General features: G+C 71.8%; 22 protein-coding genes and 1 pseudogene. 13 read left to right on the top strand and 10 right to left on the bottom strand.

The window, feature by feature from the left end; translation table 11 throughout:
- Positions 1-269: 269 nt before the first annotated feature.
- Both AB0D94_RS08620 and AB0D94_RS08615 read right to left on the bottom strand, forming a co-directional pair.
- Positions 270-641: an SHOCT domain-containing protein gene (locus AB0D94_RS08620; RefSeq protein WP_362047612.1), complete on the bottom strand. Its 372-nt coding sequence runs from the start codon at positions 639-641 to the stop codon at positions 270-272.
- Positions 641-1048, bottom strand: coding sequence for a DUF6325 family protein (locus tag AB0D94_RS08615; RefSeq protein ID WP_362047609.1), 408 nt, complete (start codon positions 1046-1048; stop codon positions 641-643). The genes AB0D94_RS08620 and AB0D94_RS08615 overlap by 1 nt, the downstream gene beginning before the upstream one ends.
- A 96-nt stretch (positions 1049-1144) precedes the next feature.
- Here AB0D94_RS08615 and AB0D94_RS08610 point away from each other — a divergent pair, with 96 nt between their 5' ends.
- Both AB0D94_RS08610 and AB0D94_RS08605 read left to right on the top strand, forming a co-directional pair.
- Positions 1145-2509: an FtsW/RodA/SpoVE family cell cycle protein gene (locus tag AB0D94_RS08610; protein ID WP_362047606.1), complete on the top strand. Its 1365-nt coding sequence runs from the start codon at positions 1145-1147 to the stop codon at positions 2507-2509.
- Positions 2506-3966, top strand: a complete 1461-nt coding sequence (locus tag AB0D94_RS08605; protein WP_362047603.1) for a penicillin-binding transpeptidase domain-containing protein — start codon at positions 2506-2508, stop codon at positions 3964-3966. The genes AB0D94_RS08610 and AB0D94_RS08605 overlap by 4 nt, the downstream gene beginning before the upstream one ends.
- A gap of 29 nt (positions 3967-3995) precedes the next feature.
- On the opposite strand, the gene AB0D94_RS08600 is transcribed toward AB0D94_RS08605, so the two are convergent.
- A complete protein-coding gene (locus AB0D94_RS08600) occupies positions 3996-5102 on the bottom strand; it encodes a ferritin-like domain-containing protein (protein WP_362047600.1) in 1107 nt (368 codons plus the stop codon).
- Positions 5103-5270: 168 nt separating this feature from the next.
- Here AB0D94_RS08600 and AB0D94_RS08595 point away from each other — a divergent pair, with 168 nt between their 5' ends.
- From AB0D94_RS08595 to AB0D94_RS08585, 3 genes are read left to right on the top strand one after another with little or no spacing between them, the layout of a single operon-like run.
- Positions 5271-6200: a diiron oxygenase gene (locus AB0D94_RS08595; protein WP_362047597.1), complete on the top strand. Its 930-nt coding sequence runs from the start codon at positions 5271-5273 to the stop codon at positions 6198-6200.
- Positions 6201-6223: 23 nt separating this feature from the next.
- Positions 6224-6937, top strand: coding sequence for a helix-turn-helix domain-containing protein (locus AB0D94_RS08590; protein ID WP_362047594.1), 714 nt, complete (start codon positions 6224-6226; stop codon positions 6935-6937).
- 10 nt (positions 6938-6947) lie between these two features.
- On the top strand, positions 6948-7217 hold the full coding sequence (locus AB0D94_RS08585; protein WP_362047591.1) for a hypothetical protein: 270 nt from the start codon (positions 6948-6950) through the stop codon (positions 7215-7217).
- Between the two features lie 63 nt (positions 7218-7280).
- Here the strand turns inward: AB0D94_RS08585 and AB0D94_RS08580 are convergent, their stop codons facing one another.
- The 3 genes from AB0D94_RS08580 to AB0D94_RS08570 all read right to left on the bottom strand — a co-directional run bounded on the left by AB0D94_RS08580 (position 7281) and on the right by AB0D94_RS08570 (position 10172).
- Positions 7281-8549 (bottom strand): HAMP domain-containing sensor histidine kinase, encoded by a 1269-nt coding sequence (locus AB0D94_RS08580; RefSeq protein WP_362047588.1) that lies wholly within the window; start codon positions 8547-8549, stop codon positions 7281-7283.
- Positions 8546-9361, bottom strand: a complete 816-nt coding sequence (locus AB0D94_RS08575) for a hypothetical protein (protein ID WP_362047585.1) — start codon at positions 9359-9361, stop codon at positions 8546-8548. Before AB0D94_RS08575 ends, AB0D94_RS08580 begins: the two co-directional genes overlap by 4 nt.
- A gap of 106 nt (positions 9362-9467) precedes the next feature.
- Positions 9468-10172, bottom strand: a complete 705-nt coding sequence (locus tag AB0D94_RS08570; protein WP_362047582.1) for a hypothetical protein — start codon at positions 10170-10172, stop codon at positions 9468-9470.
- A gap of 184 nt (positions 10173-10356) precedes the next feature.
- On the opposite strand from AB0D94_RS08570, the gene AB0D94_RS08565 reads away from it, so the two are divergent.
- From AB0D94_RS08565 to AB0D94_RS08545, 5 genes are all read left to right on the top strand, one after another.
- Positions 10357-11214 carry a nuclease-related domain-containing protein gene (locus tag AB0D94_RS08565; protein WP_362047579.1) on the top strand — a complete coding sequence of 286 codons (858 nt, stop codon included), beginning with the start codon at positions 10357-10359 and terminating at the stop codon, positions 11212-11214.
- A 261-nt stretch (positions 11215-11475) separates the two neighbouring features.
- Complete coding sequence (locus AB0D94_RS08560; protein WP_362047576.1) at positions 11476-12456, top strand: GNAT family N-acetyltransferase; 981 nt, start codon at positions 11476-11478, stop codon at positions 12454-12456.
- A gap of 161 nt (positions 12457-12617) precedes the next feature.
- The gene (locus AB0D94_RS08555) at positions 12618-13646 is read left to right on the top strand and encodes a Ku protein (protein WP_362047573.1); all 1029 of its coding nucleotides are present in this window, start codon (positions 12618-12620) and stop codon (positions 13644-13646) included.
- 148 nt (positions 13647-13794) lie between these two features.
- The gene (gene ligD, locus AB0D94_RS08550; RefSeq protein ID WP_362047570.1) at positions 13795-14691 is read left to right on the top strand and encodes a non-homologous end-joining DNA ligase; all 897 of its coding nucleotides are present in this window, start codon (positions 13795-13797) and stop codon (positions 14689-14691) included.
- Positions 14691-15575 (top strand): ATP-dependent DNA ligase, encoded by an 885-nt coding sequence (locus tag AB0D94_RS08545; RefSeq protein ID WP_362047654.1) that lies wholly within the window; start codon positions 14691-14693, stop codon positions 15573-15575. The genes ligD and AB0D94_RS08545 overlap by 1 nt, the downstream gene beginning before the upstream one ends.
- Positions 15576-15800: 225 nt before the next feature.
- Here the strand turns inward: AB0D94_RS08545 and AB0D94_RS08540 are convergent, their stop codons facing one another.
- A complete protein-coding gene (locus tag AB0D94_RS08540) occupies positions 15801-16196 on the bottom strand; it encodes a DUF6479 family protein (RefSeq protein WP_362047567.1) in 396 nt (131 codons plus the stop codon).
- A gap of 166 nt (positions 16197-16362) precedes the next feature.
- Here AB0D94_RS08540 and AB0D94_RS08535 point away from each other — a divergent pair, with 166 nt between their 5' ends.
- Entirely contained in the window at positions 16363-16689 is a 327-nt protein-coding gene (locus tag AB0D94_RS08535; protein WP_362047564.1) for a plasmid stabilization protein, read from the top strand.
- A 244-nt stretch (positions 16690-16933) separates the two neighbouring features.
- On the opposite strand, the gene AB0D94_RS08530 is transcribed toward AB0D94_RS08535, so the two are convergent.
- Positions 16934-17917: an XdhC family protein gene (locus AB0D94_RS08530; RefSeq protein ID WP_362047561.1), complete on the bottom strand. Its 984-nt coding sequence runs from the start codon at positions 17915-17917 to the stop codon at positions 16934-16936.
- Positions 17918-18632: 715 nt separating this feature from the next.
- Here AB0D94_RS08530 and AB0D94_RS08525 point away from each other — a divergent pair.
- Together AB0D94_RS08525 and AB0D94_RS08520 are read left to right on the top strand one after the other, a co-directional pair.
- Positions 18633-19217, top strand: coding sequence for a hypothetical protein (locus tag AB0D94_RS08525; RefSeq protein WP_362047558.1), 585 nt, complete (start codon positions 18633-18635; stop codon positions 19215-19217).
- A 371-nt stretch (positions 19218-19588) separates the two neighbouring features.
- Positions 19589-19870 (top strand): hypothetical protein, encoded by a 282-nt coding sequence (locus AB0D94_RS08520; RefSeq protein WP_362047555.1) that lies wholly within the window; start codon positions 19589-19591, stop codon positions 19868-19870.
- Positions 19871-20263: 393 nt separating this feature from the next.
- Here AB0D94_RS08520 and AB0D94_RS08515 read toward each other — a convergent pair whose 3' ends face one another.
- On the bottom strand, positions 20264-21262 hold the full coding sequence (locus AB0D94_RS08515; RefSeq protein ID WP_362047552.1) for an AraC family transcriptional regulator: 999 nt from the start codon (positions 21260-21262) through the stop codon (positions 20264-20266).
- Positions 21263-21516: 254 nt separating this feature from the next.
- Positions 21517-22400: pseudogene (locus AB0D94_RS08510) on the bottom strand (IS5 family transposase).
- Positions 22401-22611: the final 211 nt, after the last annotated feature.

Here is a 22611-nt window from a genome sequence, read left to right as displayed (position 1 = left end):
GCAGGCCATCGCGAAGCGACGCGACCGCAGGGAGCGCCCTTGAGGGGCCGGCCCGACACGGAGAGACGATGGGACTGACGGGAAACCCCCAAACCATCTCTGATCGGCTCCCACCGGTACACGCCCCCCAGCCACCGCCCCGCGTCCGAGATCCCGTCCCACCGGTACGGGCCTCCCGGAGCCTCCGCCCCACCCCCGCATCCCGCCCCGCCGCTACACACCCCCCGAAGCCCCGCCCCGCCTCCCTACCCCCCGCCCCCCGAAGCCCCCTACCCCCCGCCCCCCAGTAGCCGCGCCTTCGCCCTGCTGAACTCCTCCGGCGTCAGGTGGCCCTGGCGGGTCAGGTCGGCGAGTTGGGCCAGTTCCGCCGCCAGGCCGGGGCCGGGGGGCGGGGAGTCCGTGCCCGCGGGTTCGTCGGGCCAGGGCTGTTCGTCGGGCCAGGGTGGTTCCTCCGGCCAGGGCTGGTCCGCGGGCTCCGGCTGGGCCGGCGGGGCCGGGGCGGGGCGGTCGGGCGGGGTGTCCGGGTGGACCGTGCCCGCCTCCGGCGCGCCCGCCGCGCGGGCCAGCAGGCCCCGTAGGAGCGGCCGGCCCGGCGGGCGGTCCGCCGGGGTCACCGTCACCCCCACCGGCCGGATGAACATCAGGCCACCCCCGCCCGGGGGCCGGGTGCGACCCGGTCCGGCGGGATGCGGACCGACCCGACGATCCGGCCGCCCGCGGCCCGTACGGCGATGGCCGCGTCCTCGGCCCACACGTGCTCGACCACCAGCAGCAGCGCGCAGCTCCCGCGCTCCAGCAGCCCCGCCGCCTCCTGGACGTCCTCCGGCCCGATCAGCCGCGCCGCCTCCCGGCCCGTCAGCAGCCCCCGTAGCTCCACGAACTCGTCGAACTCCGCCGCGAGTACGTCGCCCGAGGCGGTCCTCGTCGCCACGAGCCCGTCGATCAGCCGGACCACCCCGGTCTTGCGCAGTCCCATCACGGCCTCGACCGCCGGTACCCGCAGCTGCTCCTCCGGGAAGGCGAGGACGATGAATTCCACAGGTCCCATGTGCCTCGGCTCCTCACTCCTGACCGATTCTGACGACTCTTCGGCACACTATGACATAAGCGGACATAGCATCCTTCTGCTTGCTACGTTTCGCGTATGACCGCTCTGACGGCGAAGGTGGCGGAGCCCGCGCCCCCACCTCCCGACGCCCGCGCCCCCAAGCGCCGCGGCGTCGAGCTGACGCTCCTCGCCGGCGCCGTCCTGGTCTCGGTCCTCGGCTACCTCTACGTCGGCCTCGCCACCACCGGCCACATCCCGCGCCCCGCCGCCCGCTACGCCGCCGGCCTCGCCGTCACCGCGCTGCTCGCCCACCTCGCCGTCCGGCTCAGGGCCCCGTACGCCGACCCGCTCGTGCTGCCGATCGCCTTCCTGCTCAACGGGCTCGGCCTGATCCTCATCCAGCGCCTCGACGTGACCACGCCCGCCCACCTCACCGCAGGGGACCAACTGCGCTGGTCCGCACTCGGGGTGGCGCTCTTCGTCCTCGTCGTGGCGCTGCTGCGCGACCACCGCGTGCTCCAGCGCTACGCGTACCTGTCGGTCGCGGCGGCCCTCGCCCTGATGCTCGTCCCGGTCTTCTTCCCGGCGGTCAACGGCGCCCACATCTGGATCCGGTTCGCCGGACTGTCCTTCCAGCCGGGGGAGTTCGCCAAGATCCTGCTCGCCGTCTTCTTCGCCTCCTACCTCGCCGCGAACCGCACCGCCCTCGCGCTCACCGGCCGCCGGCTCTTCTGGAAGCTCCGCCTCCTTCCCGGCCGCGTCCTCGGGCCGATCCTCACCATCTGGCTGCTCAGCGTCGGCCTGCTCGTCCTGGAGCGGGACCTCGGGACCTCGCTGCTGTTCTTCGGCCTCTTCGTGATCATGCTGTTCACCGCCACCGGAAGGATCGGCTGGATCGCGATCGGCCTGGTCCTGGCCGGGGTGGGCGCGTACGCCGTCGGGACCTTCGAACCGCACGTGCACAGTCGCGTGGACGACTGGCTGAATCCTTTCGCCTCCATCGACCGCGGCGAAGGACCCGGCCAGCTCGCCCAGTCCCTCTTCGCCTTCGGCGCCGGCGGCCTGCTCGGTGCCGGGCTCGGCCACGGCCAGTCCTTCCTCATCGGCTTCGCCGCCAAGTCGGACTTCATCCTCGCCACCGCGGGCGAGGAGCTCGGGCTGGTCGGCCTCACCGCGATCCTGCTGCTCTACGGGCTCCTCGTCTCCCGCGGCTTCCGCACCGGGCTCGCGCTGCGCGATCCCTTCGGCCGGCTGCTCGCCACCGGGCTGGCCTCGATCGTCGCGCTCCAGGTGTTCGTGATCGCCGGAGGGGTCAGCGGGCTCATCCCGCTCACCGGCATGGCCATGCCCTTCCTGGCCCAGGGCGGCTCCTCCGTCGTCACCAACTGGATCATCGTCGCGCTGCTGGTCCGGCTGAGCGACAGCGCGCGCAGACCCGAACCGCGGGAGGGCGCCGAGTGATCCGCTACATCCGCTGGTGCGCGTACTTCTGCGCGCTGCTGCTCGTCGCCCTGCTGGTCAACATCGCCCGGGTGCAGGTCTGGGAGTCCGCCGCCTACGGAGCGAACCCGGCCAACAAGCGCCCCGCGATCGAGCGGTACGCCGAACCCCGCGGGGACATCCTCGTCGACGGCCGGCCCGTCACCGGCTCCCGCGACAGCGGCCAGCTGCTGCGCTACGAGCGGACGTACGCCGACGGCCCGCTCTACGCGCCCGTCACCGGCTTCTCCTCCCAGACCTACGGGACCAGTTTCGTCGAACGCGCCGAGGACGCCGTCCTGTCGGGGACGGATCCGGGCCTGTCCGCGTTCCCGCTCTGGTACGACCTGGCGCGCGGCCGGCCCGCCGGCGGGGACGCCGCGACCACCGTCCGGGCCGCCGTGCAGCGGGCCGCGTACGCCGGGCTCGCGGGCAAGCGCGGGGCGGTGGCCGCCGTCGAGCCGGCCACCGGGAAGATCCTCGCGCTGGTCAGCAGCCCCTCCTACGACCCTTCCGTGCTCTCGGGCACGGGGGCGCGGGCCGAGGAGGCCTGGGCGCGGCTGAACGCGGACCCGTCGAAGCCGATGCTCAACCGGGCCCTGCGCGAGACGTATCCGCCCGGCTCCACCTTCAAGATCGTGACGGCGGCGGCCGCGCTGGACGCGGGTGTGGTCACCGATGTGGACGCGCCGACCGAGACCCCCGACCCCTATCCGCTGCCGGGGACCAGCACCCTGCTGCCGAACGCGGCCAAGGGCTGCCAGGACGCCTCGATGGCGGAGGCGGTGCAGTGGTCCTGCAACACGGTGATGGCGAAGATCGGGGTGCGGGTCGGGCTGCGGGGGATGGTGGAGGCGGCGCAGCGGTTCGGGTTCAACGACGAGGGGCTGCGGGTGCCCTCGTGGGTGTCGCGGTCGAACTTCGACACGGACATGAGCCAGGACCAGCTGGCGCTGTCCTCCATCGGGCAGTTCAACACCAAGGCGACGCCCCTGCAGATGGCGATGGTGGCGGCCGCGGTCGCCAACGGGGGCGAGGTGAAGAACCCGTACCTGGTGGACCGGACCACGCAGGACGACGGCGACCCGGTCCGCCGCGCCGACCAGCGCACCCTGGGCCGGGCGATGAACCCGGCCACCGCCCTGCGGCTCCAGGAGCTGATGGTGAAGGTGGTGGAGGACGGTACGGGCAAGAACGCGGCGATCCCCGGCGCGGTGGTCGGCGGCAAGACCGGCACCGCGCAGCACGGCGTCGGCAACGCGGGCACCCCGTACGCCTGGTTCATCTCCTGGGCCAAGGCGCGGGACGCGCCCGTGCCGGGGGTCGCGGTGGCGGTGGTGGTCGAGGACGCGTCGGCGGTCCGGGGCGACATCAGCGGCAACGGAGCGGCCGCGCCGATCGCCCGGGCGGTGATGCGGGCCGCGCTGTCCGGAGGATGAAGCGCCGGGTACGGAGCTCCCGGCGCGGGCTACGTGTCCGCGCCCGAGGCGATCGCGGCCTCGACCTCCGCCATCCGCTCCCGCTCCTCGGCCGCGAACCGCTCGCGGTCCAGGGCCTCGGCGATCTCCTCGTCCTGGCTCATCAGCAGGTCGAGGCTGGAGTCACCCATCTCGAAGACGCCCATGTCCAGGTACGCCTTCTGGAGCCGCTCGCCCCACAGCCCGATGTCCTTCACGCAGGGCACGATGCGGCTGAAGAGCAGTTTGCGGAACAGGTGCAGGAACTCCGACTGCTCCGTGAACTGCTCCGCCTCCTTCCTCGGGACGCCGAAGTTCTCCAGCACCTCCACCCCGCGCAGCCGGTCCCGCATCAGGTAGCAGCCCTCGATCACGAACTCCTCGCGCTCGCGCAGCTCGGCGTCCGTCAGCTGCCGGTAGTAGTCCCGCAGCGCCATCCGCCCGAAGGCCACGTGCCGGGCCTCGTCCTGCATCACGTAGGCGAGGATCTGCTTGGGCAGCGGCTTGTCGGTGGTGTCGCGGAGCATGCCGAAGGCGGCCAGCGCCAGCCCCTCGATCAACACCTGCATGCCCAGGTACGGCATGTCCCAGCGGGAGTCGCGCAGGGTGTCGCCCAGCAGCCCCTGGAGGCTGTCGTTGATCGGGTAGAGCATCCCGACCTTCTCGTGCAGGAAGCGGCCGAAGATCTCGGCGTGCCGGGCCTCGTCCATGGTCTGGGTGGCGGAGTAGAACTTCGCGTCCAGGTCGGGCACCGACTCGACGATGCGCGCCGCGCACACCATCGCGCCCTGCTCGCCGTGCAGGAACTGGCTGAACTGCCAGGAGGCGTAGTGCCGGCGCAGCTCGCCCTTGTCCTTCTCGGTGAGCCCGGACCAGTGCCGCGTGCCGTAGAGGGTGAGCACCTCGTCGGGGGTGCCGAGCGGATCGTAGGGGTCCACCTCGATGTCCCAGTCGACGCGCTTGGCGCCGTCCCACTGCTTGTCCTTGCCCTTCTGGTAGAGCGCGAGGAGCCGTTCGCGGCCTCCGTCGTACTCCCAGTTGAAGCGGGCCGAGCCGGAGGCGGGAACCTGCCAGACGCCCTCGCCCGGGCCGTTGGTGTAGAGCTCGTGCGTCGACACTGACGCCACCTCGTCTCACGTACTGCCGTACAGGAGTGGATGGTTGGCAGGGTCACACGTTGGTAGACGGTCGGTCAACAAGTGGTGCGCGGGGGATTGACGGTCTTGCTGACGGGCAGTCTCATAAGCGGTGACCGCCGGTAACTCACCCACGAGGTGTCCGAAGCCATGACGACCGTGACCGATCGAGCCGCGCTGAGGGACGCTCTCGGCCTGCTCAAGGACCGCGAGCAGATCGCCGAGCGGCTGCTCGAATCCTCCGCCAAGCACTCCTTCGACCCCGACAAGGAACTCGACTGGGACGCCCCGGTGATCGAGGGCAAGTACTACTGGCCGCCCGAGCTGCTCTCGCTCTACGACACCCCGCTGTGGAAGAAGATGGGGGAGGAGCAGCGCATCGACCTCTCCCGCCACGAGGCGGCCGCGCTCGGCTCGCTCGGCATCTGGTTCGAGATCATCCTCATGCAGCTCCTGGTCCGGCACATCTACGACAAGTCCCTGACCAGCAACCACGTCCGCTACGCGCTCACCGAGATAGCCGACGAGTGCCGCCACTCGATGATGTTCGCCCGCATGATCCAGAAGGCCGGCGCCCCCGCGTACCCGGTCTCCCGCGTCAACCACAACCTGGCGCGGATCCTCAAGACCGTCTCCACCACGCCCGGTTCCTTCGCCTGCACCCTCCTCGGCGAGGAGATACTCGACTGGATGCAGCGCCTGACCTTCCCGGACGAGCGCGTCCAGCCCCTCGTCCGCGGAGTGACCCGCATCCACGTCATCGAGGAGGCCCGGCACGTCCGCTACGCCCGCGAGGAGCTGCGCCGCCAGATGGTCACCGCCCCGCGCTGGGAGCAGGAACTCACCCGGATCAGCTGCGGCGAGGCCGCCCGCGTCTTCTCGCTCGCCTTCGTCAACCCCCAGGTCTACGAGAACATCGGCCTGGACCGCCGCGAAGCCCTCGCCCAGGTCAAGGCGAGCGGCCACCGGCGCGAGGTCATGCAGAGCGGCGCCAAGCGGCTCACCGACTTCCTCGACGACATCGGCGTGCTGCGCGGGGTCGGCCGCAGGCTGTGGCAGAGCTCGGGACTCCTCGCGTAGGAGGGTTCGTCTAGTCTGCGGGCATGACCGTACGGGCGTACCGCAGGCTGAGCGTCGAGGAGCGGCGGGCCCAGCTCCTCGACGCGGCCCTCTCGCTGTTCGCGCACCGGGCGCCCGAGGAGGTCTCCCTGGACGACGTCGCGGAGGCCGCCGGGGTCTCGCGCCCGCTCGTCTACCGCTACTTCCCCGGCGGCAAGCAGCAGCTCTACGAGGCCGCCCTGCGCTCGGCGGCCGACCTCCTCGAACTCTGCTTCGCGGAACCGCAGCACGGCCCCCTCACCCAGCGCCTCACCCGGGCCCTGGACCGCTACCTGGCCTTCGTCGACGAACACGACGCCGGCTTCGCGGCGCTCCTCCAGGGCGGCAGCGTCGTGGAGACCTCCCGCACCACGGCGACGGTGGACGGCATCCGCCGGGCCGCCGCGCAGCAGATCCTCCTCCACCTCGGGGTGCCCGCTCCCGGACCCCGGCTGCGGATGATGGTCCGCACCTGGATCACGGCGGTCGAGGCGGCCTCGCTGATCTGGATCGACGAGGGCAAGCAGCCCGGTGTGGACGAGCTCCGGGACTGGCTGGTGGACCAGTTCGTCGCCCTGCTGACGGCCACCGCCGCCACCGACGCGGAGACGGCCGCCGCCGCCCGCGCGGCGCTGGCCCTGGAATCGGCGGACGGCCCGGTCGGGGTCCTGGCCCGGCGCGTGATACCGGTGGTCTCGGAGGCGGCCCACCTCCTGTGACACTGGTGGGGTGAGAAGCCAACCGACCCCCTTCGAGGGCGGCCCGATGGACGGCCGGGTCCTCCCGATCCTCCTCGGCCCGACCGGCCACCCCCCGAAGTGGTACGAGATCCCGGTCCCGGCGGCCGACGGTGGCCCCCCCACGGTGCTCCTGTACGAGCGCGTCCCGTCGGGCTACTCGAAGCGGCTGCACCTCCAGAAGGGGTGGAAGTACGTCCACAGCCCGTCGGGCGTGAAGCCGAAGCCCCGCTGGCCCTGGACGAAGACGCCCCGCCCGTAGCGCCGTGGCCGGCCAGGGACCCTGCCGCGCCGGGACCTGGGCCTGGACCCGGGACTGGCCGGGTCAGGGTTCCTGCTGGGCAACCCCGCCGGGGTCCGGCAGGGTCAGGACCGCCAGGGCCCCGCCCCCCTCCGCCGCGCGGAACTCCAGCCGCGCGCCGATCACCGCCGCCTGCCCGACGGCGATGGTCAGCCCGAGCCCGTGCCCCTTCACCCCGGCGCCGGGCTCCGTACGGAACCGCTGCGGGCCGTGCGCCAGCAGGTACTCGGGGAAGCCGTCCCCGTGGTCCCGCACGCTGACCACCGGACCGTCCACCGTCAGGACCACCGGCGCGCGCCCGTGCTTGTGGGCGTTGGCCACCAGGTTCCCCAGGACCCGTTCCAGCCTGCGCCGGTCCGTCTCCACGTGCGCGTCCCGGACGATCACCACCTCGGTCTCCGTCCCGGACGCCCGCACCACCCGCCGTACCAGCCGGCCCAGTTGGTGCAGGTCCGTCTCGACCTGCTCGCTGCGGGAGTCCAGCCGCGAGATCTCCAGCAGGTCCTCCGTCAGCTGCCGCATCGTGCGGACCCGCTCCTGGACGAGCTGCGTCGGCCGCCCCTCCGGCAGCAGCTCGGAGGCCGCCTGGAGCCCCGTCAGCGGCGTGCGCAGCTCGTGCGCGACGTCCGCCGTGAACCGCTGCTCGCTCAGCAGCTTCGCCTGCAGGCTCGACGCCATGGTGTCCAGGGCCCCGGCGACGGTCGCCACCTCGTCCTGATGCCGCGAAGGGTCCTTCGTACGGGGATCCCCGACGCGTGCGTCGAGGTCGCCCTGGGTGATCCGCCGGGCCACCGTCGCCGTCTGGTGCAGCCGCCGCGTCACCCGGGTCACGGCGAACGCCCCCACCAGCAGCGTCCCGCCGATCGCCAGGACCGAGGAGCCGATGATGGCGTTGTCCAGTCCGCTGATCGTGCGCGCGCTCTGGCCGTAGTCGACGACCGTGGCCAGCGCCTTGCCGTCCGCGGGCGCGGCGGCCCACATCATCGGGCGGCCCCCGTAGTCGGCGACGACCGTCCCGCGGTTCCCGCCGAGTGCGAGCGCGCGCAGCCCCGGCGGCAGCCCGTCGGGGTCGAGCCCGGAACCGGGCGGCAGGGCCTCGCCGGCCTCGTACGCGCGGGAGGCGTCGTGCAGTTTGGCGAGGGCCTTCTCCCGCGCCGTGGCCACGGTCTGGCGGGTCACCTCCACGTGCACGAGCACACCCAGCACCGCCGCCAGCGAGCAGCACATCACCACGATGAAGCACGCCGACTTCCAGGTCAGCGTGGCCGTCCAGGCGGGCAGCCGCGGCTTCACGGCGTGCTCAGCACGCTCGGCGTGAGCGGCTCGTCCGGCTCGCCGGGCTCGCGCGGCTCGGGGCTGGGGCTCACCGGGGTCTGGGGGTTCGCGGGCACCCGTACGATCTGCTCGCGCGTCGGCAGCATGCTGCGCTGCTTCTCGTCCCAGGACCAGGCGGTGATCAGCTCGTAGCCGTTGTTCCCGCTCGGGACGCGCAGGATCACGTCCCGCCCGGCCAGTTCCACGGAGATGACGGTCTGTGTGGTCGCCATGATCCGGTTGAGCCGGCCGTCGGGGTCCGCGGTGTACACCCGTACCGACATCATCCGGTCCGGCAGCTCGATGCCGACGATCAGCTCGTCCTTGGAGTTGCCGGTGAGGTCCCGGTAGTACGGCGTCAGCACCGGGCACCTAGCGGCGTCCTGGCCCTCCTTCCCGCACGCGGTGATCGCGGCGGCGGTCTGCGCGGGCATCCCGTCGGCGCCGCTGAAGGCGTCCGGGTGGGTCCGCACCTCGGCCTGGACGAGGGCCAGGGGATCGACCTCGTGCACGTTCTGTTCCCGCACGGGCGGGATCCCCTGGACGTACTCCGGCGGGGCGCCGCCCGGGTCGGCGGGCGGTACGGAGGCCGGCCGGCGGTCGGGCCACAGGTGGACGGGCCCGCTCGCGGTGGGGGTGGGACCGGCGCCGACCAGGCCGCCGGCCTCGCCGCAGCCCGCCAGCAGGGGCAGGAGCAGCAGGGCCGACGGGAGCCACAGGGCCGCCCGGCCCGGCCGGACCGCCCGGGCCTGCGGTGCGGAGGGAGTCGTACGGAAGGGTGAGGTCTTCACAGGCCGCTGCGCCCTTCTGTCCGCGGTACGACGGTCGGTCACGCCAACCTTATGCGGAGTTTCATCCTTTTTGGCCCAGTGGTCCGTCATGCGGCCCGGGGCAGTGTCAGTCGCTCGTACGCCCCCGGCGCAGCATCGCGAAGCCGAGCCCGGCGGCGCCCACCGCGGCGATGCCGCCGCCCGCGGCCAGCAGCAGCACACCCTCGCCGGGTCCGTCGGCCAGCGTCTTCAGGCGCAGCACCTCGCCGCGGGCGGCGGCGACGGAACGGCTGTCGCCGCCGGAGTCGGTGGAGTCGGTGGAGGTGCCGGAGCTTCCGGAGGGGGCACCGGACTCGCCGCGGCCGTCCGCACCGGAGTCCGTACGCGGCACCGAGGCGGCGACGACCTGCCCGCTCCGGGTCCCGGTCTTGTACCCGTCGCCCTCGACGGCGTGGCCGCCGTTCTTCGCGGAGGCGTCACCCACCCAGGAGGTCAGCCGCCCGCCGGAGTCCAGCGCGGCGTGCAGCTCGCCGGCGGAGCCCACGGCCGTGACGCCGTCACGGCTGGTCAGGGTGGCGGCCGTGCGGCCGTCGGCGGTCAGGATGTCGGCCCGGTAGACGCCTTCGGCGATCCGGTAGACCTTCGCCGTGGAGACGCCGTCCGCGAGGGCGAGGCTCTTGACCGGCGTCCGCTGCGGGGCGGCGGAGTGCGCCGCCGAGGCGGCCGGGACCCCCTCGGCGAGAGCCGCGGCGGCGGGAAGCGCCAGCAGACTTCCGGCGCATGCGGTCACGGCGGCGGCGCGAACGAGAGTGCGGCGGCGGACGGTGCTCACGGGGAGTCCTTCGGTGCGTTCAGGGCCTGGCGAGTCCAGGTGACACCAACCTAGGCCCCGGCCGTTGCGGCCGAGCCCCGTTCTTGTAACAGCGAGGCCGCAGGGTCCCGGCGGAGTCGTTACACAACCGGGGGATTGCCGCGCGGCGCTCCGGCTGCTCCCATGGACGCCGGGGGTGAGGGCGATGCGGGGACTCAGAGTGCTGCCGAGCGGCCGGCCCGGCCGCGGCCGGCTGTACGTCAACCTGCCCGACGGCCGTGCGGTGGCCTGGTACGACCGGCAGGCGAACCGGATCAGCGTCCTCGCGGACGACCACCGCGAGGCCGTACTGGAGGCGCTGCGCCCCTACTTGACCGGGACGGTCTCGATCGGCCCGCCCCCGGTCCCCACGGCCGCCGACCTGCTGAGCCTGTCCCTCCCGCCGGACGCGGACCTGGCCCCGAACCGGCCGGGCGAGGCCCTGCTGGGGGAACTGGACCACGGCTCGGCGGGCGCCCGCGCCCGTCACCGCGTCCGCCAGGACCTGGCGGCCCAGCAGCGGATGGGCGACGCCCTCGACGGCCTGGAGGCGCGAGGCTGGCGGATCCTGCACTGCGTCCCCCTCCCCGGGCTGGGCCGCATCGATCACCTGCTCATCGGCCCGGGCGGGGTCCTCTGCGTCCGCACGGTCCCGGGCCGCCGCCAGCGCGCGGCCGTCGGGGACCTCCTGCTCACCGTGGGCCGCGCCGACCCCCGCCCGGACCCCCGCTGGACCCGCCGCGCCGCGGCCCGCGCCACCCGCGCCCTGGCGGCCCGGGTCACCCCGGCCCTGGCGGTGGTCGACGCCTCCCGCGTCGATGTGGCCCCGACCGTCCGCGACATCCGCGTCCTGCACCCGCTCACGGCGGCCCCGGACCTCGCCGCATCCCCGGCCACCCTCGAACTCCCGGTGGTGGAAGCCCTCTTCGCCCGCGCCCGCGACTCCCGCACCTGGCTCCAGCCGACGTCCACCGCACCACGCCCGGGCCCACCCCGGCTCTCGAACGGCGTCGGCACGCCTTGAGGAAGGACACCGTGAAGTAGTCGATCTGCAGGGCCGGCTCGACGAACGAACGGAAGACCTGCAAGCAGCACGGGCTGCCGATCGCGAACTCACCCGAGCACTGGACCGACCCGGGAGATCGGTGTCGGCGTCCTGCGCTCACAGGCGGGGAGGCAGGGCAATCGGGCTCGGTCACCGGCCTTGGCCGCCGGCGGATCTTTCGCATCGCCGTGCGGTGCTGCTCGTGGTGTGATGAAACGGGGGTCCGAGAAGGAGAGAGCGATGACCTCACCGGCAGCGGAGGGGAAGACCGTCGCGGGCCTGGTGTCAGTCCGCCCGTTGGCCGAGGCGGACCTGGATCAGGCCGATGAGATCTTCCGGGTCGCCTTCGGGACGTTCCTCGGGTTCCCCGAGCCGAAGACGTTCTTCGAGACCGCCGATTACGTCCGCACACGCTGGGCGGCCGATCCGCAAGCGGCCTTCGCAGCGACGATCGAGGGTGAACTGGCCGGAACGAACTTCGCCACCAACTGGGGCAGCGTCGGGTTCTTCGGACCGTTGACCGTGCGTCCGGACCTGTGGGACCAGGGCGTCGGCAAGCGCCTCATGGATCCGGTCATGGACTGCTTCGCCACCTGGGGGAACCGCCACCTGGGCCTGTTCACCTTCTCGCAGAGTCCCAAGCACCTTGAGCTCTACCGCCGTTACGGCTTCTGGCCCCGATTCCTCACGGCCGTCATGAAGAAGCAAGTCGCGGGCAGCGCCGCGGTCCCCGGCCGGGTGATGTACAGCGAGCTGCCTGCCGCCGAGCAGCCCGCCTGCCTCGGTGCATGTCGCGCACTGACCGGGGCCGTGTACGAGGGCCTTGACCTGGAACGCGAGATCGTCGCCGTGCACACGCAGGGACTTGGCGACACCATCCTGCTCCAGGGCGGCGGCTCCGAGCTCGATGGCCTGGCCGTCTGCCACTGCGGAGCCGGATCGGAGGCCGGCGAGGACGTGTGCTTCGTCAAATTCGGCGCAGTACGCCCTGGCCCGGAGGCCGCCGACCGCTTCGAGCGACTGCTCGACGCATGTGAGCAACTGGCGGCCGAGCGCGGGCTGAGTCAGCTGGACGCCGGGATGAACCTGGGCCGCCCGGATGCCTATCGGCGCATGATCGACCGTGGTTTCCGCACCGGGCTGCAGGGCGTCACGATGCACCGGCCCAACGAGCCCGGTTACAGCCACCCCGACGCCTACGTGATCGACGACTGGCGCTGAGACCACCCGTCTGGCCACCGGGCTTCTCCTCCTGGTGGACTGCGCCGTCGCCTCGCCCGACCGCCCGACCGCCCGACCGCCCGGACAGCCTCGCGGTGTCGCCGAGTGTCGCGGCGTCTGACCTCGGCTTAGCCTGAGGGTCCCAGGGAAGGAGCGCCGGTATGAGAGCGACCTGGAAGGGGGCCATATCGTTCGGGCTGGTCACGATCCCGGTCCAGCTCTTCACGGCCACGGAGGAGCACGACATCCCGCTGCGCCAGGTGCACGAGAAGGACGGCTCCAGGGTTCGGCTGCGGCGCGTTTGCGAGGCCGAGGACGTCGAGATCCCGTACCAAGAGATCACCAAGGGCTACGAGGCCCCGGACGGCAGCATGATCATGCTGGCCGACGAAGACCTCGCCGACCTCCCCCTCCCCAGCAAGAAGCTCATCGACGTGCTGGCATTCGTAGACGCCGAGACCATTGACCCGCTGATGTTCTCCAAGGCCTACTACGTCGGCACCTCCGACCGCGCGGCCGCCAAGCCCTATGCCCTGCTCAAGCAAGCTCTGACCGAGGCCGGACAGATCGCCGTCACAAAGATCGCCATCCGGTCGAGAGAGTCACTCGCCGTGCTCCGCGTGCACGAGGACACGCTGGTGCTGCAGACGTGTCTCTGGCCCGACGAGGTCCGGCCCGCCGCCGGCGTCGCGCCGGAGGGGGACGTCACGATCCGGCCCCAGGAACTGCAGATGGCCAGGTCCCTCATGGACATGCTGTCCCAGGACTTCGACCTGTCGACCCTCCACGACGAGTATCAGGAAGCCCTTCAGCAGGTGATCGAAGCCAGGCTCCAGGGTGTCGAGCTGCCGCACGAAGAGGAAGCCGCCCCGACGGGTGGCAAGGTCATCGACCTCATGGCCGCCCTGGAGAACAGCGTCCGCGCGGCCAAGGAGTCGCGCGGGGAGCGCGGTGCTGCCGGGGAGACGGAGGCAGAGGTCCGGACCCTGCCCGTCCGCAAGACAGCGAAGAAGGCTCCGGCGAAGAAGGCGGCGCCGGCCAGGAAGGCGACAGGCTCCACGGCGAAGAAGGCCGCCGCATCACCGAAGGAAGCCGACGGGAAGAAGACCACCGCCGCTACGAAGAGCACGGCCAAGGCCACCGCGAAGAAGACCGCGGCCAAGAAGACGACCAAGCGGGCCTCCGCCTGAAACCACCCCGCGCCACACGTCTCGCACACCGACACGCTCACCTGATCGGAATGCCGACCAGGCCGAAGGAGATCGCCCCGTTCCAAATGGATCGCGCGGTTCCTCAATGGATCACACGGTTCCTCCTGATTCGTGGCAGTCTCATCGTATGACGCCGATCACATTGGTGGAGGGCCGTCGCATCGCGCTCAGCAACCTCGACAAGGTCCTGTACCCGGAGACCGGCTTCACCAAGGGCGAGGTGCTCCACTACTACGCCACCGTCGCGGTCCCGCTCCTCGCCCACGTCCACGACCGCCCGGTGTCCTTCCTGCGCTATCCCGACGGCCCGGACGGCCAGCTCTTCTTCACCAAGAACCCGCCGCCCGGCACGCCCGACTGGGTGAAGACCACCCCGGTGCCCCGCTCCGAGGACCTCTCCGCCGAACAGGTGGTCATCGCCGACATGGCCACCCTGATGTGGGCCGCCAACCTGGTCGTGGAGTTCCACACCCCCCAGTGGCCCGCCGGCCGCCCGGCCGTCGCCGACCGGCTGGTCCTCGACCTCGACCCCGGCCCGCCCGCCACCGTGGTCGAGTGCTGCGCCGCCGCGCTCTGGCTGCGCGAGCGGCTCGCCGCCGACGGGCTGGAGGCCTACGCCAAGACCTCCGGCTCCAAGGGGATGCACCTGGCCGTGGCCCTGGAGCCGACCCCTTCCGAGCAGGTGTCGGCGTACGCGAAGCTCCTCGCCCAGGAGGCCGAGCGCGAGCTCCCCGACCTGGTCGTGCACCGCATGGCCAAGGCCCTGCGCCCCGGCAAGGTCTTCGTCGACCACAGCCAGAACGCCGCCGCCAAGACCACCGCCGCGCCCTACACCCTGCGCGCCCGGGCCCGCCCGACGGTGTCCGCCCCGGTCTCCTGGGCGGAGGTCGAGGCCTGCCGGAACCCGGCCGACCTGATCTTCCTCGCCGGAGACATCGCCCCGCGGCTGGACCGCGACGGAGACCTCTTCGCCCCGCTGACCGACCCCGGCCGCGCGGGGCGGCTGCCGGGGGACCGGCCGTGATCCGGGTCGCGCTGGCCACCGCCGTACGCACCCTGCCGCGCGGGGCGGGCCTCGCCTACGAGCCGAAGTTCGACGGCCACCGGCTCGTCGTGCTCCGCTCGGAGCAGGACGTGGTGCTCCAGGCCCGCTCCGGGCGGATCGTCACCAATGCCTTCCCCGACCTGGCCGCGGCCGCACGGCAGTTGCCCGCCGGCACCGTCCTCGACGGCGAGGTCGTGGTCTGGCGCGCGGGCCGGACGGACTTCGCCCTCGTACAGCGCCGGGCGGCCGCCACCGCCGCCCGGGCCGCCGTCCTCGCGCAGAGCCTGCCGGCCTCGTACGCCGCGTTCGACGTACTGGAACTGGCCGGGCTCGACCTGCGCGGACGCCCGTACGAACGGCGCCGGGCCCTCCTGGTCGACCTGCTGCTCCCGCTCGGGCCCCCGCTCCAGCCGGTGCCGATGACGACCGACCCGGAACTGGCCGCCACCTGGTACGAGACCCTGCCCGCCAGCGGTATCGAAGGCCTGGTCGTCAAACGGCTGGACCAGCCCTACCCAGCCGGGCGGCGCGGCTGGCAGAAGCTCCGCCACACGGACGTACGGGACGCGGCGGTCGTCGGATACACCGGGACCCCGCGGCGGCCGCTGGCCCTGGTGCTGGTGCTGCCGGTGGGGGAGGAGACGCCGCTGGTGTCGAGCCCGCTGTCGGCGGCGCTGCGTACGGAGGTGGCGGCGGCCGTGGCCGACCGGGCGGACACCGCCCCGGCGGGGGCCACGGTCACGGCGATCGGGCTAGGGGAGGTCACCTTCCGGCCACTGGACCCGCCGCTCACGGCGGAGGTCCGGCACACCTCGGCGCGCCACCCGCCGCCGGAGGTGCTGCGGCTGCGGACAGACCCCTGACCCGCGGGGGGCGCGGGTCAGGGGATGGTCTGTGGGGCTTCGGGGGCCTGGGTGGCTCAGATGGCTTCGGGTGGCCTGTGTGGTCTGTGTGGGTCTGGGCGGCTCGGGTGGTCGTCGGGGGGAGGAGTCGGCTGAGGGCGGTCAGCTGAGGGTCAGCTGCGGGTGGTCACTACCTTGGGGTGGTCACCTTGGGGTGGTCACCTTGGGGTGGTCAGCTTGGGGTGGTCAGCTGTGGGCGCCGCGCCCCGCGTCCGGCGGAGCCCCCGGCTGGGCGTGCGGTGGTGGCCCCTCCGGATGCTTGAAGCCGGACTCCCGGCGGGCCCTGTCCTCCTCGGGATGGGTGGAGGTGGTGGAGCCGAAGTTTCCGTAGCCCTGCATCTCGTGCGGCCTCAGGCCGCCTTCGGGGATCTCCACGTGCTCGCGTTCCTCGCGCACCTCGTAGACCGCCCCGCCCTCCGGCAGGTGTGGCTGGCTCTCGGCGGTCGGCGGTGCCGGTTCCTGCGCCCGGATCTTCTTGCCCAGCCAGAAGGCGCCGAGGAGGAACCCCGCCACGATGATTCCGACGACCAGGAACCACGCGATGTCGGTGAGGGTCGAGTCCACGCTCAGGATCGTGTCCATGGAGCTATTTTCCCGCACTTCTGTCCGATATGCGCCATTCTGGCCCGGATACGTTGCGGCATTTGGGGTAAGCGCCAGAGGGCCAGAGGCACCCCGAATCCCGAATCCCGACTCCTCGACCCCCGATCCTCGACCCCCGATCTTCGATCCGGAAGGAGGCCCGGAAATGCCCCGTGGATCCTCCCCCAAGCGGGAGCGCCAGTACGAGCACATCAAGGAGAGCGCCGAGCAGCGCGGCGTGTCCGAGAAGCGGGCGAAGGAGATCGCCGCCCGCACGGTCAACAAGGAACGCGCCCGGGCCGGCGAGTCCAAGACCGCGAGCAAGGAATCCCTGGAGGACATGTCCTCCAGTCGGCGCGGAGGCCTGCACTCCCACTCGGGTGCGCAGGGACCCACGTACGAGCAGCTCTACGCGGAGGCCCGCCGCCGCAACATCCACGGCCGCTCGGACATGACCAAGGCACAGCTCAAACGCGCCCTCGGCACGACTTGACCCAGCGCCACGCCCCCGGCGCAGGCCTCACGTAGAGGCCCACGCGCGGATAGTCCGAGGCGCTCACAGAGACGACGGCGCCAGGCAGTGCCCGCCTTCCGTAGGCGAGGACCGTCACGCGACGCCAGGCCACGCGGCGCGAAGCCACAGCCACGCCACGCGGCACCAGGCCGCGCGAGGCGAAGTGTGCGGCGCCGGGCACCAACACCTCTGCGCGCCCGGTGCGGTCAGCCCCGCAGGGGGGTCAGCCCCGCAGGGGACCGTCGGAGTCGCGCAGCGCCCGCGTCTCCCGCCCGCTGAGCACGCCCACGATCTCCGCGCAGATGGCCAGCGCCGTCTCCGCCGGCGTCCGCGCGCCGAGGTCCAGCCCGATCGGCCCGTGCACCAGGCCCAGCTGCGCCTCGCCCACCCCCGCCGCGATCAGCCCGTCCCGGCGCCGCGCTGTGGTCCGCCGGGAACCGAGCGCCCCCACGTACGGGATCCCGAGGTCCAGCGCGGAGCGCAGGGTCGGGACGTCGAAGTCGGGCTCGTGGCTGAGCAGCACCAGACAGGCCGCGTCCCGGTGGTCGTCGAGCGCCTTCTCGGCCCCCGCCGCAGTCTCCACGATCTCGGCGCCCCAGCCCAGCAGGGCGGCCTGCCGCTCGATGATCTCGGCGAGCTCACCGCCGCCGCCGATGACCACGTACGGGGCCGAGGGGTACGCCTCAACGAGCACCAGCCCGGATTCCCCGTACAGCGCGTCCCGCCCGGGCCGCCGCGTGGCCAGCAGCTCGCCGGCCCGCCGCCCCGCATCGTCCCGCGGGGCGTCCGTGGCCCGTACGGCCGCGCTGACAGCCTGGTCGGCGGCCTCGTTCAGCCGGGTCACCAACGCCACCCCGGCACCCTCCCCGAGCAGCTCCCACCACTCGGCCGGGATCGCGGTCAGCGGCTGGAGCAGGATCTCCGCCTGCCCGCCGCAGGTCAGTTTCGCCGCCACGGCCTCGGCCCCGCGCACGGACACCTCGCACACCCGCGCGGTCGCCCCCGGCGCCATGGCCCCGGCCTCGGCGACGAGCTCGGCGTTGAATACCCCGCGGTACAGCGCCCCGACGCACTCCCCCCGCGCATCGACGAGCAGCGCCCCGGCCGGATCCCGCGGCCCGAACCCCTGCTCGGTCACGGGCCGGGCCAGAAACCCGTCCCGCCCCTCGGCCAGCCACTGCCGGGCCGTCTCCACCAGCTCACGCATCTGTGCCGCCCCATCCCATAAGAGCTCACTCCCCGCAAAGCGCCAGGTCAACGGCACAGAGCGGCCTCAACAACCACCCTATGCACACCCCCCACCCCTACCCATCCCCCAATCCCACAGACCCCACCCCACCCCCCTCGTACAGACCACCGGAACCCCACCCCAACCAGCCCCCGAACCCACCCCACCCGGCCCCCCGAACCCCGCCCGCGCGGGACACAATCCCGTCCCACCACCGCGAGGGTGGTTGAGCGCCCTCCTCCTTGACCTACTACCGGGCCGGGCAGGAAGTCCGGGGACGGGGCCATGTCCAACTGGACGACGCGAGCGAGCCGGCACGCCCCAAGCCCCCGAAGATCCCGGGGCCTTCACCGGCTACCGGTGGCCGACCTTGGCCGATGAGGCGAGGCCCGTCCCGCAAAGAGGCCTCGCAGTACGTCACATGGGCGCGCTCGGCACATCCGGCCCCACAGAAGAAGACGACCCCGCCATCAGCGAAGGCGACGATGGCGGGGTCGTCGGGCACTTCCGGCGAAGTGCCCCCGACAGGATTCGAACCTGCGCCGCCGGTCCACGGACAGGCCGCGAACTGGTGAGCTGAAGGTGCGCATACCGCGCCCCCTGTGCGCCCTTGTGTGACAACCCCCTCCGGTCGACGGTTTGGGGAAGTTACTGCTCGGCGCATCGGCGCTTCCTGGGGGAAGGGTGGTACGGCGTGGCTTTGGTGACACCATGGGCGCGCAAGACGTTCGGCGACTTGGCCGAGTCGGTGTCCGAGATCATCCCGGCCTGCCTCGTGCGGGCTCATGAGCGAGCACGAAACGGCCATCAGGGCGTCCATACGCAGACGCTCGAGGCATACGGCCACGGGCTCTATGCGGTCCAGTACGAGGAGTTGCTGGCAGGCCTGGCTCCCCTGCCAGGGTCCGCCTCGGTGCGACTCCAAGCGCGGACCGTGGTGATCCTTTCGGGTCACGTGATCTACCCGATCTGCTACGCCAAACTCGACGCACCGGTGACTTCGGCACGCCTCAAGAGCAACACTGGGCTGCGAGCGGAGCTCATCAGGCGCCATGGCCCTGAGCCGCTTCAGCAAGAGCTGGACCTTGGCCTCGATCTCGATGAACCGGAGCCCCACCGGGCTCTCGCTCAGCTGCCGCCAGACATCGGCCTGGTCCTGGTGGCGTACGCCTGCTCCATGGGGCGTGGCGTGATGAGGGTCGAGTGGGGCTCGGCTGAACTCCGCCGGGAGGATCGGTACCTCGTCTGGCACCGCCATGAGCCGCTTCTGGGGTCGTAGCGGTGGTGACCACGAAGTTGGGAATCACCGAACTTGCCCATGTCATCCGGCTCCTGAACTGCGAAAGCAGGCGCCAGAGGCAGCTCCGTGACTCATCCTGGCACCCGCCCTCGGCAAGTGTCTGGCACACGCACGGTCGGCGGCGGCTGAGCGCTGTCAGTGCCGGGCGTTAGCCTCCCACTACGTGATGGGCCGGTTCGATGGTTCCGCTGAGGAACACGGCGGCCAAGGGGGGTGGCCGGACAGGGGACCCCGAGTCTGCCGGGCTCCGGGAACCCGATGGGGCTCCAACCCCACCCCTCTCTCTCTCTCTCACGAAACTCAGCCGTTCGTTTCAGCGCCTCTGTGCCCGCCATGGCATGTTGTGCGGCATGAACGACGCGATGGACCCCCGCAACCCGGCGGGCATCCGGGTGGGGGACGTCTACGAGGACTGCTTCTTCCACCCGGTTCTCTGCACGGAGATTGACGATGACGGCTGGGTAGTGCTCAGCGGCATCTCGCTCATCGACGGCAGCTTCCCGCGCTCGTGCGACGCCCAGTACTGCTGGCCAATCCGCATTCAGGTCGAAGAGGTCATGACCATCAAGCGGGACCCGGAGGGCTACGCCCGCCGGCGAAAGGCCGAGCTGGACACAGCCGACAGCATCTGATCCGTAGCTCCAGCCGGACTGGTCAACCGCGGCCATTCCGGCCTCGTTGTTGCTTCGCACCCCCGCCAGACGGTCATGAGCTTGGGCAGAATGTCATTCCACAGCAATGCCGGGAGGGCCCTCAGGGATGCAGTCGGTGCGCGAAGTACCTCGACGGCCGCCAGGAGGTGGGCAACCGGCGGACCGAAGATCTGCTGCGCGAGTACGAGTGATCGCGAGCGAGTGCCGATACGGTGCGAGGCCCCTGGACCTGTCCGGGGGTCTTCGGCGTTCCCGTGGCTGACCTGGGGCGATGAGCCAAGATCCGAGCTAGGCCGTCTCTTCCGGATCTTGCCGGGCCCGCGCCGCCCGGCACCGCACCTCGCCGCCCCGGCAAGATCCGAAAGAGACGGCCTAGGAGGCGTCCGCCCCGGCCAGGTCTTCCGCCCGGGCCTGCCCGCGGAAGGCCGCTGGCGGCAGGCCGTAGGCCTCGCGGAACGCCCGGCTGAACGCGGACGCGTGCCGGAAGCCCCGCCGGGCGCCGATGACGTGCACGGGCACCCCCTGGTGCAGCGGGTCCGCCAGGTCCTGGCGTGCCCGCGCGAGCCGCTGGCCCTGAAGGAAGGCCGCGACCGTCGCCCCGTCCCCCTCCTGCTGGAACACCCGGTGGAGATAGCTGACGGAGATGTGGTGGGCGGCGGCGATCGCGGGGACGTCCAGCAGCGGATCGTCGGCGTTGTCCCGGATGAAGGCCATCACGCGGAGCGCCAGGGCGCGCCGGTGCGTCTCCGGGGTCAAGGACCGGTCCGCTTCGAGGACGCCGGCGAAGAGCGAGGCGACGAGATCGGCCAGTACGCCGCTCAGGCGCGGGCCCTCGGCCGGCCGGTAGGACCGGCTGTCCTTGGTCACCTGGTCGAGGAAGGTGGCCAGCAGGGCCCCCATTCCCTCCCTGGCCGAGATGCGCTTGCCGATGACCCGGCCGGCGGTGTGCGGGGGCAGCGGCAGCAGCGCCTTGGGTACCTCGACCCCGATGATCTCGACGGAATGCGGGCCGGAACTGATCTCGAACGGCCGTGATGTGTCACTGGTGTGGATGTCGAACACACCGTGCACCACGGTGTCCTTGCCCAGGGTGACCGCTCCCGCCCCGCGCTTGATCAGCGAGAGGTGGAACGCCTCGGGGTCCGACCTCGCTATCAGCTTCGGTGTGCGCTGGAAGGTCAGGGGGCGGCATTCCATCGGATAGACCGTGATCCCGCCGAGCGAGATGACGCGCTGGTTCACCCAGAAGTCGGCGGCGTGCTCACTGCGCATCTCCATGGGCGCATGCGTCTCCGACATGAGGGCCCGCCAGCTCTCGAAACGGTCGGCGGGCGCTAGTTCCGCGCTGCGGAACGTTCTCTCGGGCAGCATGATCACGGGTTTACACCGGCCGTGGCGGCCCGCGCAACAAGAGCCGGGGCCCCGGGGTGCGGGCGGCGGGGCGACTCTCCGTCAAGACACTGTGCACGCCAGGCCAATGCGCGGTGCTCCGGGGCTTGGCAGAGTGGGCGACGCCGGAGGGTCGGTGAGGGGACGGGAAACCGGAGTCCCCGCCGACGACCGGGGGCCTCTCGCGGTCCCGACACTGAGCTGATGCCGCCCGAGGACGGGGGTTTCGGGCGGCGTCAGCTCAGTGCCGGGACCAGGCCGTCTAGGCAGTTTCCTTCGGATTGCCTCGCTGACCAGATGAAGACGGCGGCGAGGTGGAGTCCGGGGAGGTAGATGATGGCGGTCTTGTCGTAGCGCGTGGCCAGGCCGCACCACTGCTTGAGCTTGTTGATGCAGCGTTCGACGGTGTTCCGCTGCTTGTAGGCCTCGCGGTCGAAGGCGGGTGGCCGGCCGCCGAGCCGCTTGCGGTTGGCGACCTGGTCGGCGGGCTGTGGGATCACCGCCCGGATTCCGCTGCGCCGCAGATGCCGGCGGATCGTCCGGGACGAGTAGGCCTTGTCCGCCAAGACCACGTCCGGGGTGGTTCTGGGACGGCCTGTCTGCCGGGGTACCCGTAAGTGGGCCATGACCTGCTCGGATGCGGGTGCGTCGCCGGCCTGGCCCGGCGTGAGCACGAAGGCCAACGGCCTGCATCGGCTGTCGGCGGCGAGGTGGATTTTGGTGGTCAGTCCGCCGCGGGAGCGTCCGAGTGCATGGTCGTCCGGCTCGTCAGCCGGGTCCCCTTTTGGCGGGCCCCGGCGGCGTGCTGGTGGGCACGCACGATGGTGGAGTCGACCGCGACGACCCAGTCGAGGTCGCCTTCGGCGTCGGCCTGGGTGAGTAGGGCGGTGAATACCTTCGCCCAGGTCCCGTCCGCGGCCCACATGCGCAGTCGGTTGTGGGCGCCGTTCCACGAGCCGAATTCCTCGGGCAGGTCCATCCATGGTGTCCCGGTGCGGTACTTGAACGCGATCGCGTCGATCACCTGTCGGTGATCCCGCCACCGCCCGCCCCGCCGAGGTGTCCGGTCCGGCAGCAACGGCTCGATGCGTGCCCACTGGACGTCAGTCAACGAACACATCAACCAACGATCCGATGATCTGAAGGAAACGGCCTGGACGGAGCGGCTGATGGGCCGGCGGAGCCGGGCTCTGGTTGCAGGTCTATCGCGACCAGTGCGCAACAACGACAAAGACCTGGACTCAGTGGGACTGGGTCCAGGTCTTCATGCTCGGCACTCGTGCCGGTCAGCGGGTGTTTCACGCTGGTCCAGCAGAAGTGCCCCCGGCAGG

It is taken from the genome of Streptomyces sp. NPDC048255 (assembly GCF_040652415.1).
Lineage (GTDB): Bacteria > Actinomycetota > Actinomycetes > Streptomycetales > Streptomycetaceae > Streptomyces.
Note: the sequence above shows the minus strand (reverse complement) of the source record. Positions and strands in the feature narration are given on the sequence as shown.